Origin of the sequence: Hymenobacter sp. UV11, assembly GCF_004684095.1 — a bacterium.
Lineage (GTDB): Bacteria > Bacteroidota > Bacteroidia > Cytophagales > Hymenobacteraceae > Hymenobacter.
In genome coordinates this window covers 114,205-130,705 of record NZ_SRII01000006.1, presented here as the reverse complement: position 1 = coordinate 130,705, position 16,501 = coordinate 114,205, and the positions used below count along the sequence as shown (strand labels likewise).

General features: G+C 60.3%; 18 protein-coding genes. 7 read left to right on the top strand and 11 right to left on the bottom strand.

Translation table 11 applies throughout. From position 1 onward, the window contains the following. Window positions 1–146: 146 nt before the first annotated feature. Complete coding sequence (locus tag E4631_RS12580; protein ID WP_240734853.1) at window positions 147–344, bottom strand: hypothetical protein; 198 nt, start codon at window positions 342–344, stop codon at window positions 147–149. Further along, the gene (locus E4631_RS12575) at window positions 310–945 is read right to left on the bottom strand and encodes an RNA polymerase sigma factor (RefSeq protein ID WP_133656843.1); all 636 of its coding nucleotides are present in this window, start codon (window positions 943–945) and stop codon (window positions 310–312) included. The genes E4631_RS12580 and E4631_RS12575 overlap by 35 nt, the downstream gene beginning before the upstream one ends. 268 nt (window positions 946–1,213) lie before the next feature. On the opposite strand from E4631_RS12575, the gene E4631_RS12570 reads away from it, so the two are divergent. Further along, window positions 1,214–1,924: an alpha/beta fold hydrolase gene (locus tag E4631_RS12570; RefSeq protein ID WP_133656844.1), complete on the top strand. Its 711-nt coding sequence runs from the start codon at window positions 1,214–1,216 to the stop codon at window positions 1,922–1,924. Between the two features lie 114 nt (window positions 1,925–2,038). Then, complete coding sequence (locus E4631_RS12565) at window positions 2,039–3,019, top strand: family 43 glycosylhydrolase (protein ID WP_133656845.1); 981 nt, start codon at window positions 2,039–2,041, stop codon at window positions 3,017–3,019. Window positions 3,020–3,108: 89 nt separating this feature from the next. On the opposite strand, the gene E4631_RS12560 is transcribed toward E4631_RS12565, so the two are convergent. Beyond that, on the bottom strand, window positions 3,109–5,427 hold the full coding sequence (locus E4631_RS12560; protein WP_133656846.1) for a patatin-like phospholipase family protein: 2,319 nt from the start codon (window positions 5,425–5,427) through the stop codon (window positions 3,109–3,111). Window positions 5,428–5,663: 236 nt separating this feature from the next. Between E4631_RS12560 and E4631_RS12555 the strand changes: the two genes are divergently transcribed. From E4631_RS12555 to E4631_RS26775, 4 genes are all read left to right on the top strand, one after another. Further along, window positions 5,664–6,098 carry a hypothetical protein gene (locus tag E4631_RS12555; protein ID WP_133656847.1) on the top strand — a complete coding sequence of 145 codons (435 nt, stop codon included), beginning with the start codon at window positions 5,664–5,666 and terminating at the stop codon, window positions 6,096–6,098. A 362-nt stretch (window positions 6,099–6,460) separates the two neighbouring features. Further along, the gene (locus tag E4631_RS12550) at window positions 6,461–6,964 is read left to right on the top strand and encodes a DUF421 domain-containing protein (RefSeq protein ID WP_133656848.1); all 504 of its coding nucleotides are present in this window, start codon (window positions 6,461–6,463) and stop codon (window positions 6,962–6,964) included. A gap of 1 nt (window position 6,965) precedes the next feature. Next, complete coding sequence (locus tag E4631_RS26780) at window positions 6,966–7,172, top strand: thiol-disulfide oxidoreductase DCC family protein (protein WP_254451291.1); 207 nt, start codon at window positions 6,966–6,968, stop codon at window positions 7,170–7,172. Beyond that, window positions 7,172–7,396 (top strand): thiol-disulfide oxidoreductase DCC family protein, encoded by a 225-nt coding sequence (locus E4631_RS26775; RefSeq protein WP_254451292.1) that lies wholly within the window; start codon window positions 7,172–7,174, stop codon window positions 7,394–7,396. Before E4631_RS26780 ends, E4631_RS26775 begins: the two co-directional genes overlap by 1 nt. Window position 7,397: 1 nt before the next feature. On the opposite strand, the gene E4631_RS12540 is transcribed toward E4631_RS26775, so the two are convergent. From E4631_RS12540 to E4631_RS12515, 6 genes are all read right to left on the bottom strand, one after another. Then, window positions 7,398–7,925 carry a hypothetical protein gene (locus tag E4631_RS12540; RefSeq protein WP_133656849.1) on the bottom strand — a complete coding sequence of 176 codons (528 nt, stop codon included), beginning with the start codon at window positions 7,923–7,925 and terminating at the stop codon, window positions 7,398–7,400. A 43-nt stretch (window positions 7,926–7,968) separates the two neighbouring features. Beyond that, a complete protein-coding gene (gene uvrB, locus E4631_RS12535; RefSeq protein WP_133656850.1) occupies window positions 7,969–10,014 on the bottom strand; it encodes an excinuclease ABC subunit UvrB in 2,046 nt (681 codons plus the stop codon). A 104-nt stretch (window positions 10,015–10,118) separates the two neighbouring features. Then, the gene (locus tag E4631_RS12530; protein ID WP_133656851.1) at window positions 10,119–10,520 is read right to left on the bottom strand and encodes a hypothetical protein; all 402 of its coding nucleotides are present in this window, start codon (window positions 10,518–10,520) and stop codon (window positions 10,119–10,121) included. 9 nt (window positions 10,521–10,529) lie between these two features. Further along, entirely contained in the window at window positions 10,530–11,498 is a 969-nt protein-coding gene (locus tag E4631_RS12525; RefSeq protein WP_133656852.1) for a hypothetical protein, read from the bottom strand. Between the two features lie 57 nt (window positions 11,499–11,555). Further along, window positions 11,556–13,220, bottom strand: a complete 1,665-nt coding sequence (locus E4631_RS12520) for a hypothetical protein (protein ID WP_133656853.1) — start codon at window positions 13,218–13,220, stop codon at window positions 11,556–11,558. Between the two features lie 16 nt (window positions 13,221–13,236). Beyond that, window positions 13,237–13,866 carry an RNA polymerase sigma factor gene (locus E4631_RS12515; RefSeq protein ID WP_133656854.1) on the bottom strand — a complete coding sequence of 210 codons (630 nt, stop codon included), beginning with the start codon at window positions 13,864–13,866 and terminating at the stop codon, window positions 13,237–13,239. A gap of 311 nt (window positions 13,867–14,177) precedes the next feature. Between E4631_RS12515 and wrbA the strand changes: the two genes are divergently transcribed. Beyond that, window positions 14,178–14,795: an NAD(P)H:quinone oxidoreductase gene (gene wrbA / locus E4631_RS12510; protein ID WP_133656855.1), complete on the top strand. Its 618-nt coding sequence runs from the start codon at window positions 14,178–14,180 to the stop codon at window positions 14,793–14,795. A gap of 84 nt (window positions 14,796–14,879) precedes the next feature. Here wrbA and E4631_RS12505 read toward each other — a convergent pair whose 3' ends face one another. Both E4631_RS12505 and E4631_RS12500 read right to left on the bottom strand, forming a co-directional pair. Continuing rightward, the gene (locus tag E4631_RS12505) at window positions 14,880–15,623 is read right to left on the bottom strand and encodes a shikimate dehydrogenase (RefSeq protein WP_133656856.1); all 744 of its coding nucleotides are present in this window, start codon (window positions 15,621–15,623) and stop codon (window positions 14,880–14,882) included. Between the two features lie 52 nt (window positions 15,624–15,675). After that, window positions 15,676–16,341 (bottom strand): DedA family protein, encoded by a 666-nt coding sequence (locus tag E4631_RS12500; protein ID WP_133656857.1) that lies wholly within the window; start codon window positions 16,339–16,341, stop codon window positions 15,676–15,678. Between the last annotated feature and the right edge of the window lie 160 nt (window positions 16,342–16,501).

Genomic DNA, 16,501 nt, shown 5'->3' with positions numbered 1-16,501 from the left:
GAAGCTAAAGGCTAGACAAAAAAGAACGTCATGCTGAGCTTGCCGAAGCATCTTGGCCGCCTCATCGGGTTACTAATCCCAACGATGCGGCCAAGATGCTTCGGCAAGCTCAGCATGACGTTCTCTTCAAGAACCAAAAGACCAAACTAGCGCATAAATGTGCGCGAATACTGCAAAATAGCCGCCGTAGTAGACGGGCGCGGGCTGCGGGCCAGGTGGTTGAGGGTGCGCTGGGCCAGCAGCAGGTCGGCGCAGTCCACAGCGAGGGCGGGGTCGTGCAGCAGCGCATCCTCGACGTCGTGCTGCTCGTCAGCTGGCAATTCGTTGTACACGTAGCGAAGCAACGTCGGGTGGGGTAAGGTTTGAATCATACAGGAGCGAATGAGCGGCCATTTTTTTCCGCAGGTTGATGAGGGCATAACGCATGCGGCCCAGGGCAGTATTGATGCTCACGCCGGTTGCGTCAGCAATTTCCTGAAAGCTCATGTCGCCGTAATGGCGCATCAGCAGTACTTCTTTCTGGGCAGCAGGTAGTTCCTGAATGAGCATGCGCAGGTGCGCGTGGCTCTCTTCGCGCCCTAGCGCGTCGTCGGCCGACTCTTCTGAAAGGTGTAACGAATTAGCAAGCCCCATGTTGTCATCGAGGCTCGTTTGGGGCGCTCTTTTTGCGCGGCGGAAGGCATCGATGGCCAAATTGTGCGCAATGCGGCACAGCCAGGAGCCGAACTTTCCTTCGTCTTGGTAACGCCCGCTTTTGAGGGTGTGGATGGCCTTAATGAAGGTGTCCTGGGTGAGGTCCTCGGCCATGTCCTCGTCGCGCACGACTAGGTGAATGGTGGTGAAGACCCGCGCCTGGTGGCGCTGGAGCAGCTGGGCAAATGCCGCTTCGCGGCCGGCCAGGTAGAGGTCGATGAGCGCGGAGTCGCTCGGCTGCATGGGTTCCATAAAGAACTACGGGTGATAGGGTAACGTAGAGCTTTCGGTCGATAGTGTGCAGCGGTTAAAAAAGGTGAGGTGAGCTAAAGATGAGCCCGCGATAATCGAGCCAAATGTAACAGGCTAGGCCCGAATTTTACAAGTAGCTAGTATGCTGGCGAAGATTATTTTTTTTCTATTCCGCGCATTTAGGCAAGTTCGCACTGCGAAGGTAACCAACTACCGCCGGGCGGCCGCGTAGTACCGGGTGCTTCGTTGGCCCTACCCCCTACTTATTATGCCTACTTATCTTGCCCTGCACTACTGGGCCGGCTCCGGCCGTGAATTTGAGTTACTACTGCCTCACTTGCCCGCGGGCAGCCGCCTGCTGGCGCCCGACCTGCCCGGCTTTGGGGCGCCGGTTGCCCCGGCCGGCTTCGACTACTCAGTAGCCAGCTACGCCGACTGGGTGGTACACTACTTGGCCGAGCAGCAAGTTGCTGACTACCAGATTATCGGCCATAGTATGAGTGGCAAAATAGCATTGGCCCTGGCCGCGCGCCAGCCGGCGGGCCTACGTGGGCTACTGCTACTCTCGCCCTCGCCGCCTACCCCCGAGCCCATCAGCGATGCCGACCGGGCGGCCAGCCTGGCTGCCTACGGCAAGCCCGAAGAAGCCGAAAAAACGTTTCACAAAATAACCAACCAGCCGCTGCCCGCCGAATGGCACGAGCGCGTGGTGGCCGACAACCTGCGCACCACCCAGGCCGCTTGGGATGCCTGGCTGCAATCTGGCTCGCGCGAGGATATTTCGGCCCTCATGCCTCAGGTGCAGGTACCCTGCCGCCTGCTGGTGGGCGAAAACGACCGCGCCATCCCGCCGGATGCCCAGCGCCGCCAAACCCTGCCGCTGCTACCCCCCGGCTCGCCGCTGGTGGTAGTGCCCGGCGCCGGCCACCTACTGCCGCTAGAGGCGCCGGAAGTTGTGGCCCGCGAGCTTGTAGGGTAAGCTTTCGCTTGCCGCGCGTGGGCCGCCCGTTATCTACCAATTACTCACATCACGGCAAGCTAAAGCTTACCGCACATTCTTCTTCCGGCAAGCTAAAGCTTACCCTACACTTTTATGGCTACTTACCAAAACCCGGTCCTGGATGCAGATTTTCCAGACCCCAGCATTGTGCTGGCGCCCGATGGCTACTACTATGCCTACGGCACGCAGACCAAGCGCAACGGGCTAATACTCAACTTCCAGGTAGCGCGCTCGCGCAATTTGGTCGAGTGGGAGTATCTGGGGGAGGCGCTGCCCGATAAGCCAACCTGGGCCGCCACTAGCCAGCGCTTTTGGGCGCCCGACGTGAGCCGCCGCGCCGACGGTCGCTACCTGCTCTACTACTCCGCGCAGCCCAACGACCCGGCCGCCGCGCTGTGCCTGGGCGTGGCCGTGGCCGAGCACCCGGCCGGCCCTTTCGTGGATAGCGGCCAGCCGCTGCTGGCGGGGGGGGTAGGGTTTCAGGATATCGACCCCATGCGATTTGTCGAAGCCGGTACCAGGCGGCAGCTGCTGTTCTGGGGCTCGGGCTTTGGGCCGCTGCGGGTGCGCGAGCTAGCCACCGATGGCCTCAGCTTCGCGCCGGGCAGCGTGGCCGAGGTAATAGTGCCGCCGCGGCCCGCTGGCCAAGCCGCCTACGGCCACCTCATCGAGGGTAGCTGGGTGCACTACCGCGCCGGCTGGTACTACCTGTTTTACTCGGGCGATAACTGCTGCGGGCCCGATGCCAGCTACGCCGTGCTGGCGGCGCGGGCCCGCCACCCGGCCGGCCCCTACGAAACCCTGGCCCAGGCGCGGGGTCACGACGGTACCATCCTCACCGGCAACGCCCGCTGGCAGGCGCCCGGCCACAACTGCCTCGTGACCGACGCCGCGGGCCAGGACTGGCTGCTCTACCATGCCATCGACCGCCGCCAGCCCACCTTCGACGCCATCAACGACGAGCAGGGCCAGTCGCGCCGTGTGCTGCTGCTCGACAAAGTCAGCTACGATGCCGACGGCTGGCCCTGGGTTGGCACGCCTTCCACCGAGCCGCAGCCGGCGCCATTTTCTTAATGATAAGTGACTAATGACGAGTGACTAATTCCTACTAAAGTTGCTTGGTATTTGAATTTCAGTAGTCACTCGTCAGTAGTCACTCGTCACTACTCCAATGAGCGGCCGCGGAACAGGATGTAGCCTAGGTGGCCGTACACGCCAAAGCGGTGGTCGGCGTCGTCGTAGTATTCGGCGTGCACGGCCAGCGGGCCCACAGGCGTAGTCAGGATGAGGCCCGTGATGGCCGTGAGGTATGGCCGGCTGATGCCCGTGCCCCGGTCGGCAGCCTGCTGGTTATCGGTGAGGGGCGTAATGTTGAGGTGGGCGAATACTTCCGAGCGCCATTCTACCTTGCCCAGCACCACCTGCGAGTAGCGCAGCCCACCCGCCACGAAGCGCGGCGAGCGGTAGTGCTCCATAAAGAGCGTGCGCGAATCGACGAGCGGCGCGAAAATGGGCGCGCTGGTAAGCGTGGAGCGGTAGTTGAAAAACGTGCCCTGGCCGCTAAAGGTGACTTCGCCGAAGTAGCCCCAGCTCGATTTGTCCTTTTGCAGGGCGTAGTAGCGCTCGTAGGTGCCCCGAAACTGCAGCCACTGGTGGTTGCGCGAGCGCTCGCCCAGGTCCTGGGTGTTGGAAGTACTGCCGGGGGTGTACACTTCGGTGCCCGTGACGCCCCGTATGGTCACCACTGCCTGCCTGCCCAGCGTGGCATACTGCTTGCGGTTGAGCGAGTTGCGATTAAAGCGCAGCGCCGCCGTACCACCCTTGAAAGAGGTGCGGTCGAGCTGGTCCGACGATTGCAGCTGACTGGTATTGGCGTAGTTGTCTACGTTGTAGAACGCGCCCACGTCGAGCACCACGCGCGAGCGGTAGCGCGGCGACACGCCAAGCTGCGCGCCTATCTTGGTGTCTTTCTGCGCTACCTGCGTGCTCAGCACATCGCGGCCCAGCAGGCCGCCCGTCTGCTGGTAGTCCCACTGGTTGTAGGTTACGATGGGCGCGATATAAAACGGCAGCCGGCCCGGCGAGTTCAGCCGAAACGACGCCTGCGCCCCGTTGTAGAAGCGCCCCACGCTCACGTTGGCCGCCACCGAGTATAGCAGCCGGCGCAGGTAGCGAAACTCCACCCCCAGGTATAGGCTCTCGATGGGCCGGCTGCTGAGCGCGAAGCCCACTTCGGCCACTACGTTGTTGTTGCGTTGCGCATCCACGCTAAATACATAGCCTTTCAGGGCTGCATCGTAGTGCAGGCGCGGGTAAATGTTGCGGAAATAGCTGTCAGAAGCTAGGCGGTAGTAGCCTTCCTCCAGCCCGTCGAGAGTGTAGGTCGAGCCTTCGCGCCGAAAAAAACTCCGGGCGTACTCGTTCTGGTCCGGGCGCAGGCCCTGCACCTCTACCTTCACAAATCGGGGGGTAGGCGCTTTTTGCTGAAAAGCCAGGCGCCGCCGCTGCAGGGCCACCGTATCTACGCGGCGGCTGATGCGCTGCCGGATTTCGGCCAGCTTAAGCTGCGTGGCCGTGTCGCCTGCGGCAATGAGCGTGCGCACCCGGTCGAAGTCGGCCGCGCCCAGGTTGCCCAGATTGGGTTGAATGTAGATGCCATTCTTGCCCACGCTGTTGGTATCGGCCACGCTGGTACCCAGGAAAATCAAGGTGCTATTTAGTAGTTCGTTATCCTTCTTAAACGGGTATTTCTGTAGCGCCACATCCCCCACGTTCACCCCGATAATAATGTCGGGCTTGAACTCCTGGCGCATCACATCGGTCGGAAAGTTATCCAGCACCGCCCCATCGAAGAGGTAGCGCCCATCGAGGTTGCGGATGGGCCGGAAGGCCAGGGGGTAGGCCATCGAGTTGCGCACGGCATCGGCTAGCAGGCCCGACTTCTGCACCACTTTCTCGCGCGTAAACACCTCCGTGGCCAAGCAGCGGTAGGGCACAAAGAGGTTGTCGAAATTGTAGCTGGCCGCGGCCGACGACGGAGCCAGCAGCCGCGCCAAGGCAAAGTTGAGGTTGAGGTCGTTGACGAGATTGGGCGAAATAGTAGCCTGAAACGTGGAGTCGATGGATAAGCCCAGGTTCAGGGACGCCGGCGAAGGCTCAGCAGTCAAAAAATTGAACGTCTTATCAGGCAATACCTTGCCGCTGGCCCAACTCTGAAAACTATCGGATAGCACAATTTGCTCAATGTCGTGCGGCGAGTAGCCCGAGGCGTACATGGCGCCCACCACGGCGCCCATGCTGTTGCCCACGATGTAGTCGATGGGAATACCGTTGGCCTCCAATTGCTTGAGTACACCCACATGCGCCAGGCCCTTGGCACCGCCGCCGCTCAGCACCAATCCTACCCGCTGGGCTGATGCCCCTATGCCCGTACTGAGCGTGAACAGACCAGCTAATACGTAACGTGATAACGATTTGAGCATAAAAAATAAAAGTATTTTGGCAAGTTACGTGCGCCCTGCGCTCTGCACATTTTGGCCATTGAAAGTGGTAGGCAGGCACTTGCTGCGGTGCGGGTGTAATCTCTTAAAATGGGATAATATTATCTGTTTAAGAATCTGATAATGAACGTTAAACAAATAATATAGGACTTGCTGATTACATGCAACATCCGGGCTGGTTGCACGTATTTTACTTGTTCTACTTTTCTGGCCCCCTGATGAAAACCCCTGCCCCCGATGCCGCAGCTAGTAGCAACCCGGCTCGCAAACGAACCAAGACTCGTCCTGCTGCCCGGCGCCGCACCACCGAAAATACCTACTCTGACCCCGCGCTTCGCGAACGCCTCAAAACCGAAATCCGTAGCGCGGCCAAGGGCGGCGAACCCGGAACCTGGAGTGCCCGCAAGTCGCAGTTGCTCACGCTAGCTTACCAAAAAGCCGGTGGCGGCTACATCCAGCGCCACCCCAACTCTAAGGAGAAGAACCCGCAAAAAGAGCCCGGGCAAAATGCAAAAGCCGCGGCGGCCAAAGCTGCGCGCCGCGCTACTGCTCCTACCCCGCCCAGCGCTACCAAGCAGCCGGCTGCCGCTGGCAAGAAGAATGCCGCTTCTAAGGCCGGGGCAAGCAAGGCTACCCGCGAGCAGACTGGCTGATTGCCCACCACAGGATTTGTGCGGTTAGGTGAGTACACTCTTCGCGGGTCATCATGCAAAAAAAGCTCGTCCTACCGAGCTGGTTAGAAGGGTTGCGCGTGTTGTGCGACGGAGTGCAAACGACTGTTCGCGCTTTCTCAACCAACCCGGGAAGTTGAAACTAAGCAGCTACTAAGCAGTTAACCAGAAGAAACAGCGGATAAAGTATGCACGGCTACGCTCACGGGCTGTATCTGAGCTGGAGAGCCACACGGATGAACCTTAACTGGCTTTGGCTGACTTTACCCGTTTCCGCGCTGTGGCTAAGCTGGTTTGAGTTGGGTGCCGTATAGGAGGCTACTGCTCGCTTTATACTTGCTAATATGAATGAATTCTGGTCCAATCTACTGGGTCTTAGTGCTACCGCTAGCTCCATTACTACCAGCCAGATTTGCTGGCGCACCGTCGTCATTTCCTTTGTGGCCATTGTGCTGCTGCGCCTGTCGGGCCGCCGCACGTTTGCCAGTAGCAGCGCCCTCGAAACCATCGTCAAGTTCATGCTTGGTGGGCTGCTGAGCCGCGCTATTGCGGCCGCCGGGCCGTTTGTAGCCACTATTGCTGCGGCAGCTACGCTGGTGGCGGTGCACCGCGCCATTGCTTACGCTACGTATTTCATCCCTCCCTTAGGGCGCCTGATAAAGGGTGAGCCATCCATTCTGGCCGAAGGTGACCACATCCACCACGCTGAGCTGCGTGTAGCCAGCTTTTCTGAGGAGGCCATGCGCGCGGCCGTGCGCGGTGCCGCCAACCTTGAGGACCTCAGCCAGGCCAAAACGGTGCGCTTGGAGCACGATGGCACCGTTAGCGTTGTAAAAAAGGAGAACTAACGTGTCCGATTCCGTGCCTACCCCCCCGCCCGCCGTCGTGCTGTTTGATGGCGTGTGCAACCTCTGCAATGGCCTGGTGCAGTTTATCATTCGCTACGACCGCGCCGGTCGCTTCCGGTTCGCGGCCTTGCAGAGCGCGGCGGGCCAGGCGCTGCTGGCGGCCCACGGCCTACCCCCCTCGCCGCCGGCCACGACCCCGATTCGGTAATGCTGGTAAGCGGCGGGCGGGTGTACTCGCACTCGGCGGCAGTGCTGCGCATCACCCGCGAGCTGGGCTGGCCTTGGCGGCTGGCAACAGTGGGCAGCCTGCTACCGCGCACTTGGCGCGATGCGCTGTATCGCTACGTGGCGCGGCATCGCTACCGTTGGTTTGGCCGGCAGGAGAGCTGTATGCTGCCTACCCCTGCTTTGCAGCAGCGCTTTCTGAGCTGAGCTAGCGCCGGCGCAGCAGGTATACCAAGCTGCCCTGCGACCCCCAGGAAGTCATTTGGACTACTTCCCAGCCTTCGGCGGCGGCATCATTCAGCGCCTTAGATAAGGTGATACGGGCTAGGTCGCCGCGCATTTGCAGCAGCCTGAAGCTGCGGTTGAGGAGGACTTTTTCCTGCTGCTGAGCTAGTTTGTACTCAGCAGCGGTCTGGAAGTGCACTTTGCCATTGCGGTCGGGAACGACCGTGCCTTTCTCAGTCGTCACGGTTGTGTAGCTCGTAGTGCCTAAGTCGGTAGGCCTTTCCATGTGAGCATTGGGCGATACTTGCCGAATAGAATCGGGCTCCGCTACTAATTCTTCGACCTTACCCCGAAACGCCGGGCTGTAAGACAGAACCCGCTGGCCCGACAGCCAGCCGCTGCCTTCGTAAAAAATCTGCAGGTACACCGGTTTGGCGGCTTGCTGAGCAAGGGCGGGGTAGGCCTGGCTCAACAAGCCGCCGAGTAGAGAAATAAACGAAAGCTTGCGCATAGTGAGGGGGTAGGGTGCCCGCCAAAACTACGGTACCAGCTACTTAATCGCGCTTGCCTTTCAGGGCCTGCTTGAGGCCCCCTAGCTCGTCGCGCAGCTTGGCAGCGGTGAGGAAGTCCAGGTCCTTGGCGGCGGCTTCCATCTGCTTCTCGGTGGCTTTGATGAGCTTTTCGAGCTCGGCGCGGTTCATCATGGCGATGACTGGCTCGGCGGCCATCGCGAGGGTGGCGCCGCCTTCGGCGTAGGCGCCGGCCGGAGCCTGGGCTTCCACGGTGCGGTAGTCGGCCAGGTCGGTTTGGCCCAGTATCTGGGCGTGGCTCTTGCGCACGGTGCGGGGCGTGATGCCATGCTCCTCGTTGTAGGCCTGCTGGGTGGCTCGGCGGCGGTTAGTCTCGTCAATGGCGCGCTGCATCGAGCCCGTCATACGGTCAGCGTAGAGAATGACTTTACCATTCTCATTGCGCGCCGCCCTACCCATCGTCTGGATAAGAGAGCGCTGGTCGCGCAGGAAACCTTCCTTGTCGGCATCCAGAATGGCCACCAGGCTCACCTCGGGCAAGTCGAGGCCTTCGCGCAGCAGGTTTACGCCGATGAGCACATCGACCTCACCCAGCCGCAGGCGCCGCAAAATCTCGACCCGGTCCAGAGTCTTCACATCCGAGTGAATGTACTCAACCTTAATACCCAGGCGGTCCATGTACTTGCTCAGCTCCTCGGCCATGCGCTTGGTGAGGGTCGTCACCAGCACACGGTCGCCGGCCTTCACGCGCTCGTCCACTTCGTCGAGCAGGTCATCGACCTGGTTGATGCTCGGGCGCAGGTCAATCACGGGGTCGAGCAGGCCGGTGGGGCGGATAATCTGCTCCACTACCACGCCGTTGGCCTGGGTCAGCTCGTAGTCGGCCGGCGTGGCCGATACGAACACCGCCTGCCGGTACATGCTCTCAAACTCGTTGAACGTAAGCGGTCTATTGTCAAAAGCGGAGGGTAGGCGGAAGCCGTACTCGATGAGCGCGGTCTTGCGCGAGCGGTCGCCGCCCCACATGGCCCGAATTTGCGGAATCGTGGCGTGGCTCTCATCGACAACCAGCAGGTAGTCGTCGGGAAAGTAGTCGAGCAGGCAGAACGGCCGCGAGCCCGGCTCGCGCCGGTCGAAGTAGCGCGAGTAGTTCTCGATGCCCGAGCAGTAGCCCAGTTCGCGTATCATTTCGAGGTCAAACTCGGTGCGCTCCTGAATGCGGCGGGCTTCCACGTCGCGGCCTTCCTTCTCGAAGTACTTGTGCTGTTGCACCATATCATCCTGAATCTCGTGGATGGCGGTATTCAGCGTCTCCTTGCCCGTCACGAAGAGGTTGGCGGGGTAAAGCGTCATATTCTTCTCGTCGCTGAGTTTTTTGCCACTCACCGGGTCGATTTTCTGAATTGCCTCAATCTCATCGCCGAAGAAATAGATGCGATACGCATAGTCGGCATAGGCCGGAAACACGTCCACCGTGTCGCCCTTCACCCGAAACGAGCCGCGCTTGAACTCGACCTCGGTGCGCGAGTACAGAATCTGCACGAACTGGTAGAGCAGGTTATTGCGCGAGTAGCGGTGGCCGGGCGCCAGAAAAATGACGTTTTTGCTGAATTCCTCGGGGTTGCCGATGCCGTAGATGCACGACACGGAGGCAATAACTACCACGTCGCGCCGGCCGCTCAGCAGTGTGCTGGTGCAGTGCAGCCGCAGCTTCTCAATCTCCTCGTTGATGGCTAAGTCCTTCTCAATGAAGACGTCGGAGCTGGCGATGTAGGCCTCGGGCTGGTAATAGTCGTAGTAGCTGATGTAGTACTCGACGGCATTCTGCGGAAAAAATGCCTTGAACTCGCCGTAGAGCTGGGCGGCCAGCGTCTTGTTGTGGCACATCACCAGGGCGGGCTTGCCGGTTTCGGCAATCACGTTGGCCATGGTGAAGGTTTTGCCGGTGCCGGTGGCGCCGAGCAGCACTTGGGCCGGCTCGCCGCCGTTCACGCCTTTTACCAGCTCGGCAATGGCGCGCGGCTGGTCGCCGGTGGGTTTGAAGTCGGAGGTAAGCTGGTACGTGGACATGCGAAGGCGACCGGAAAAAAGGCCAATCTTCCTAACCCCAAACTCACCGCCGAGGTTTCTGCGCTTCCGAATAAAACGAGGGGGTAGGGCCCGCTACGGGAGGGCTACTGCGGGCGCAGGCGCAGCGTGGCCGTTCTGACCTGGCTGGCGTTCTGGGTGGAGGGGTAGGGATTGACTGCCAGCAGCCGGAGCCAGTACGCTTGGCTGTGCAGCGTCACCAGCACCGAGTCGCGCGTGTAGCTGCGGTCGTAGCCCAGGCGCGCGGTCTGGTCTGGGCCCGCGCCGGTGAAAGTCACCGTCACGGCCACCGTGCCGCCCGTGATACAGACCACATCGCTGGGGCAGCGCGACTCATTGATGACCGTGAGCGTGGCCTGCACCGCGCCGCTAGCCTGTATGGTAGCGGGCTGCTGATATACCAGTTCGAAGGTTGGGGCCGGGCTGGGAGCTTCTTTCTTGCAAGCCAACAACCCACTGATTATCAGAATAAAAGGAAGAGCCTTCATGGCAAGCTGCTAAAAGCGACGCGTTACAAAAAGGCTGGTACCGCTGGCCAGCTGCCCGCCGCCCGCTGGCGAAGGGCCCACGTTCCAGCTGGTGCGGGGCAGCTGGCTGTTGGCAGCGCTGCGGTGCAACAGGCTCCAGGTGCCGAAAAGCAGCGTGGCCGTGCCTACCCCCACGTTGGCGATGGAAACGTAGCGGCGCGCATCGCCGGAAGTGCTATAATAATTATCCTCGCTCGGAAAGTTGCCCATGCCCACAATGGCTTGCGTAGCGCCGGTAGCCATGGTCAGCAGCGGCAGCCAGCGGCCCGTTTGCTGGCCGGCCGCCGAGCGGTTGAGCGCGATGGCCGCCAGGTTGGCGCCTCCTAGCAGAGCCGAGGAGGTAGCGTAGCCATTAGTAAGCGTTTCGGGCTGTTGAAAATTATACGTTGGCTGAATAAGCGCGCAGTCGGCTACGCTCAGCCCACTACCCGCCACCCAGCGGCTGAGGGCCACATCGCGCATCTGCGTAATGTCTTGGTACTGAAAGCGCCGATTGATACGCTCGGCGGCGGCCCGGCTGGCCGTCTGCTCCACCAAGTAGCCAACTGCGCAAATGCGCCCCGTCCCATCAATAAAGCATGGGTGGCGCTGGCCATCGGGCGCTTCATTATGCGGAAACACGCCTGCCTGCCAGTAGCTATGGAGTAAATCGAGCAGCTGCGCCCGACGCTGGCGCTGGGCCGCTGGCAGCCCCGCTGGGGTGCGCTGGCGCAGCAGTTGCTCGGCATAAGCCAAGTGCGTCTGAATGCGCAAAAAATCGGGGGTAGCCGCCGTTGGGGCCTCTCCAAAAAAAGCCAGGTAGCTCGCGTCGCCTACCACAGCATTTACCGGCGCCAGCCTAGCCGTTTCCGTGTTCAGGTGGCGCTGCATAACCAGGCGGGTACCTATCAGGCAAAGGCCGGCCACCGCCACCAATAAGATGCGTAACAGGAAGGACATAAGCTTGTTGTGGAAAGAGTGGAGAGTAGTGCAGTAGTCGGGTCAGCAGCCGGTAGGCTACTGTAGTCTGAACGGCCGGCCCAGCTCCAGCCCAGCCTCCAGCCCGAAGCTGTAGGGCCGTTGCTGATGCCAGAAGTCCTGGCTCGGGTCCGCGTTGAGGCTCAGGATGCCAAAATCAGCCACTGGCCCCAGGTTAAGGGCCCACTGGTGGCCCACTGGCCGGTACTGAATACCGCCGCCGCCGCGTAGCGAGGCGGTGAGGGGCCGGTAGGGCGAGGTGGTAGAGAGCAGGTTATAGGTGCGCGTAGCCTCGGGCGTGCCATCCACATCGCTGCGTACGTTGAGCAGGGCAGTCAGCAGTGCCCCTACCCGGCCGTAGAGCGAGAAGCCCGTTTTGAGTGGGCTAGCGTAGCGCATCTCCGCCGCCGCGCTGGCCGAGCGGTAGCGGTAGGAGGTGCGCTGCAACTGGGGCCGCATGGCCTGCGCGTAGGTGAGGCTGGCTACCTGCTCGCCCACAAACGACATTGAAGTAGCCGAAGTAGCGGTGTTCTGGGCCAGCTCCAGGCCCGTGCGCAGGCGCCAGCGGCTGCCGCCCAGGCGGCGGCTGGCCCACACGCCCAGGCGTTGGCCCAGGCCGGCGTGCAGGTTGTTGCGGTACTCGGCCGCTGCGCTGGTGGTCAGGCTGGCCGAGTTGGCCCCCAAAAAGGAGTTGTAGCTGGTGGCAGCTTTTGTAAAGTCGATATTGGGATGAAAGGCGCTGGCCGCGTAAGAAATTCCGTATTGCCAGTGCCGCGCCAGTTCCACGGGCGGCATAGTTACCGCTACCGGGCTCAGGCTGGCAGGCAATGCCGCACCCGGCGCATCCAGGCCAACCGTGTGGGCCGACAAGCTATTCATCGCCAGTTCCTGAGTGGCCAGGGTAGCCGTGCTGGTGCCGGCCACAGCAGCCAGCGTCTGCTCATCCAACGCAACCGGCGCGGTAGCCGATACCTCCGTCGCCAGAGCCAGCACGCCCGCTTCCGCGCTGCTAGTGGGGGGTAGGGAGCCCCGCTGCAGGCCGCCCGCCGGGGTAGTTGCCTGCGTAGCCGCCGCCACGGAGCGGGAAGTACGCCCGGCCATACCTAGCTGGCCGGCGTACGTGCCAGTAGTAGCGTCTTCCTCCTGCTGTTGCCAAGCAGCTACCTCACGCGCAGGCTGCGTGCTGGCCACCTGCCGGTTCGCCGGCTGGGCCGGGTAGCGGGAGGTAGCCGCCCGGCCAGTAGCCACGGCATAAAAATCGGTTGGTTGGGCTTTGGCCCGAAGAGTAGTAGTTTGGTCGATAGCTGCAGGAGTAGGAGTGGTAGAGTAGCTGGAGCGGCTGATAGCCGCGGTAGTGGGCGCAGCCGCTAGCCCCGGCGTAGCCACGGCGCGGCGTGCGGCGGCCAGGCCAGGCACTTCGGCCGGCTGGGCCACTGGGGTAGCCGTTGCTAGCGTTGGCGACTGCGGCTGCTGGCTGTGCCACCAGCCGCTGCCCGCCAGAGATGCCAGCAGCAAGCTGGCCGCAATGGCCCAGCGGTGCACCCGCAGGCGCCGCCGATACTGTTCATTCTGAGCCAGAAGCAGGCTGTTGTCCAGCTGCTCCCACACCTGCGGGCGCGGGGGCACCGCGGCCGCCTCGCTTTCCAGCAAGTGGTGGCGAAACAGGTCTTCCAGACTACCCTTGGGCGGGGTCGATGGGTTCATAAGGCGTAGTAGCTAATTAAGTAGTAGGAGGTTGAAGGCGGGCAAGCTTGTTTTGGAGCACCACACGAGCGCGGGAATACTGCGATTTGCTGGTGCCTTCCGAAATCTCCAGCATCTCGCCAATCTCTTTGTGCGTGTAGCCTTCGATAGCGTATAAGTTAAAAACCAGCCGGTAGCGCGGGGCCAGTTCCTGCACTACGTTCAGTAGCTCGCCGTAGGCATAGTTGCTAAACGTAAATTCTTCGCTGGCCAGCGTTTCCGGATAATCGCCGTCGCTCACCGCCACCAGCGGCGCGTTGCGGCGGTGCTGGCGCAAGGCCGCGTTTATCATAATGCGCCGAATCCAGAACTCCAGCGGGCACTCGCGCCGGAAGCTGCCCAGCGTCCGAAACACCGTTAGGAAGCCTTCCTGCAAGATGTCTTCGGCCTCAAAAGTCGTTTGGGCGTAGCGCAGGCACACGGCCATCATGCGGGCCGAGTACCGCTCGTATAGCTGCTTCTGGGCCAGTTGCCGGCCCAGTAGGCAGCCATCTATCAGTTCGGCCTCGCTCGGCGGGGTAGGGGGACCTGAGCGGCTCACGGTAAGGTGGTTGCTGGCAGAGTTAGGTGCCCCGGCGGCCGACGCGGGCCAGGCAGCAGCACTCATAAACGGGGCCGGCCAGCGCCGGAATAAAAGACGTTCAACATACGCGCTGCTTACTGCCTACGAAAGATATGTTGCTACCTGGTTGCGCTTTGCACACCCCTAAGAAGCCGAATGGCTAGCATGCGTTGCAAAAGAGGATAAAAGTTTTTGCGCTTATGCGGTAATATTATGAAAATTAATTAATTACAAAGATTTTTCTCTACTTCGTGAAACAATACGTATACATTTAATGTGCCTACATTAATAGGCCGCCTCTTTGGTCCAATCCGTACTGATAGTCACCCGTTTCACCCCTCATTTTCTCATTTCCCATGAAAACCCTCATCCTCTTTTACTCAACCTACGGCCACGTCTGGAAGTTGGCAGAAGCTATCGCCGAAGGTGCCCGCGAAGTAGCCGGCAATGAAGTCGTCATCAAGCGCGTGCCCGAAACGCTGCCCAAGGAGATTCTGGACCAGATTGGCGCTACCGGCGCGCAGCAGGCTTTCGCGCATCTGCCCGTCGCTACTCCCACGGAGCTAGTCGAGTACGATGCCATCATCTTCGGCACGCCCACCCGCTACGGCAACCTCTGCGGCCAGATGCAGGCCTTTATGGACAGCACGGGCGGCCTCTGGGCCAAAGGCGCCCTAGTGGGCAAAGTCGGCGGCGCTTTCGTGAGCACCGCCACCCAGCACGGCGGCCAGGAAGAAACCATTCGCGCTTTTCACACCGAGCTGCTTCACCACGGTTTCGTCATCGTAGGCCTACCCTACGCCTGGCAGGGCCAGATGGGCCACGAGGAAGTAACCGGCGGCACGCCCTACGGCGCCAGCACCGTGGCCGGTGGCAAGGGCGAGCGCCAGCCCAGCCCCAACGAGTTGGAAGGTGCCCGTTTCCAAGGCCGCCACACCGCTGAGATAGCCAGCAAGCTAGCCGCCAAGCAATAAGCAGCTAGTCGCACATTGACTGCAAAGCGGGGGGTAGGAACGGCATTAGCTCGTCCCTATCCCCCGCTTTGCAGTCAATGCGGCTTATAGCTGATTCCAGATGGCCCAGGCCGCCTCGGCTTGCAACTCCAGCATTTCAGACCCGTTCTTAATCTGCGCCCCGGCCGCGCGGCCACGCTGCAAAAACAGCGTCTCGCTCGGGTTATACACAAGGTCAAATAAGTAGTGCCGGTCCGTGAGCGCCGCGTAGGGTAGGGGCGGGCATTCGTCTACCTTAGGGTAGGTTCCCAAAGGACTAGTATTGATAATAAGAGAGTTGTCGGCCAGTAGCGGGGGGGTCAATTCCTCATAGGAAAGTTGGCCCGCTGCCGGCTGCCGCGATACTACCTGATAGGCAATATCCAACTCCTGTAGCGCCACGCCTACCGCTTTGGCCGCGCCACCGGTTCCTAGTACCAGCGCCCGCGCTGCCCCGCCCCGGTGCGGATAAAAAGGACGCAGCGCCTCTCGAAACCCTACGTAATCAGTGTTGTGGCCCACCAGGCTGCCATCAGCGCGCACTTCAATCACGTTCACGGCTCCTACTAGCTTAGCCGACGGCGCCAGCTCGGCCAGGTAGGGCCACAGCTGCTCCTTATAAGGAATAGTCACGTTCAGCCCCGCTAAGTTGGGGTAGCGGGCCAGCAGTTGCGGAAACTCACTGGCATCAGCCAATTCAAATAGCTTGTAAGAATAGTCTGCAAGCTGAAGCTGAGAGAATTTCTGGCTGAAGTAAGCTTGTGAAAAAGAGTGGATAAGTGACCGGCCAATCAGTCCAAAAATGCGCATGGAAAGGACAGCAGCAAGGTGGGAAAATGGTAAAATCCGCTGTCAATGGCGGTTAAGCTGGGTTGCCTTGCATCTTGCCCCGAACAAACTGCCACAACGGCGGCAAGACGGATAGCAGGATGATAGCATAAATAACCAGTGTGAAGTTGTTCTTCACAAGCGGAATATTCCCGAACAGGTAACCTGCCAGTGTAAGTGACACCACCCACAGGGCGGCGCCGGCAATGCTGTAAGAGGCAAAATACCGGTAAGTCATGGTTCCTACCCCCGCTACAAAGGGCGCAAAAGTGCGCACAATCGGCACGAACCGCGCCATGATAATAGTCTTGCCCCCATGCTTTGCATAAAACGCCTGGGTTTGCTCTAGATACTTACGCTTCAAAAATCGAAAGTCTTCCCGAAAAACTCTGGGTCCTAAATAATCGCCAATAGCGTAGTTGAGATTATCCCCAATAAAAGCGGCGGCTATGAGTAGTGGAATGAGGTAGAGGATGTTGAGCAATGGGTGGCCATTCTCCGGGTTAGGCAGCGCCGCTAGTGTCCCGGCCACAAAAAGCAAGGAGTCACCCGGTAGAAAAGGTAGCACAATTACGCCCGTTTCCGTGAAGATGATTAGGAAGAGGATGAGATACGTGAGGTTGCCGTAATCATGCACGACGTTCACGAGGGTCTTATCCAGGTGCAGAACTAAGTCGATAAAGTGTTTGAGTAACTCCATAATCTAAGTGGATGAGCCCACAAAGAAAGGGAAGAGTCAGATGTAAAGCGGAAGAGGCTTCCTACGCCCACTAGATTATTACCAAAAACTACCCATGTGGCTTTTTTTATGTATGAAATAATTTTTCTAAGATGCTGAGCATTTGCGGAATGCTTGTTAT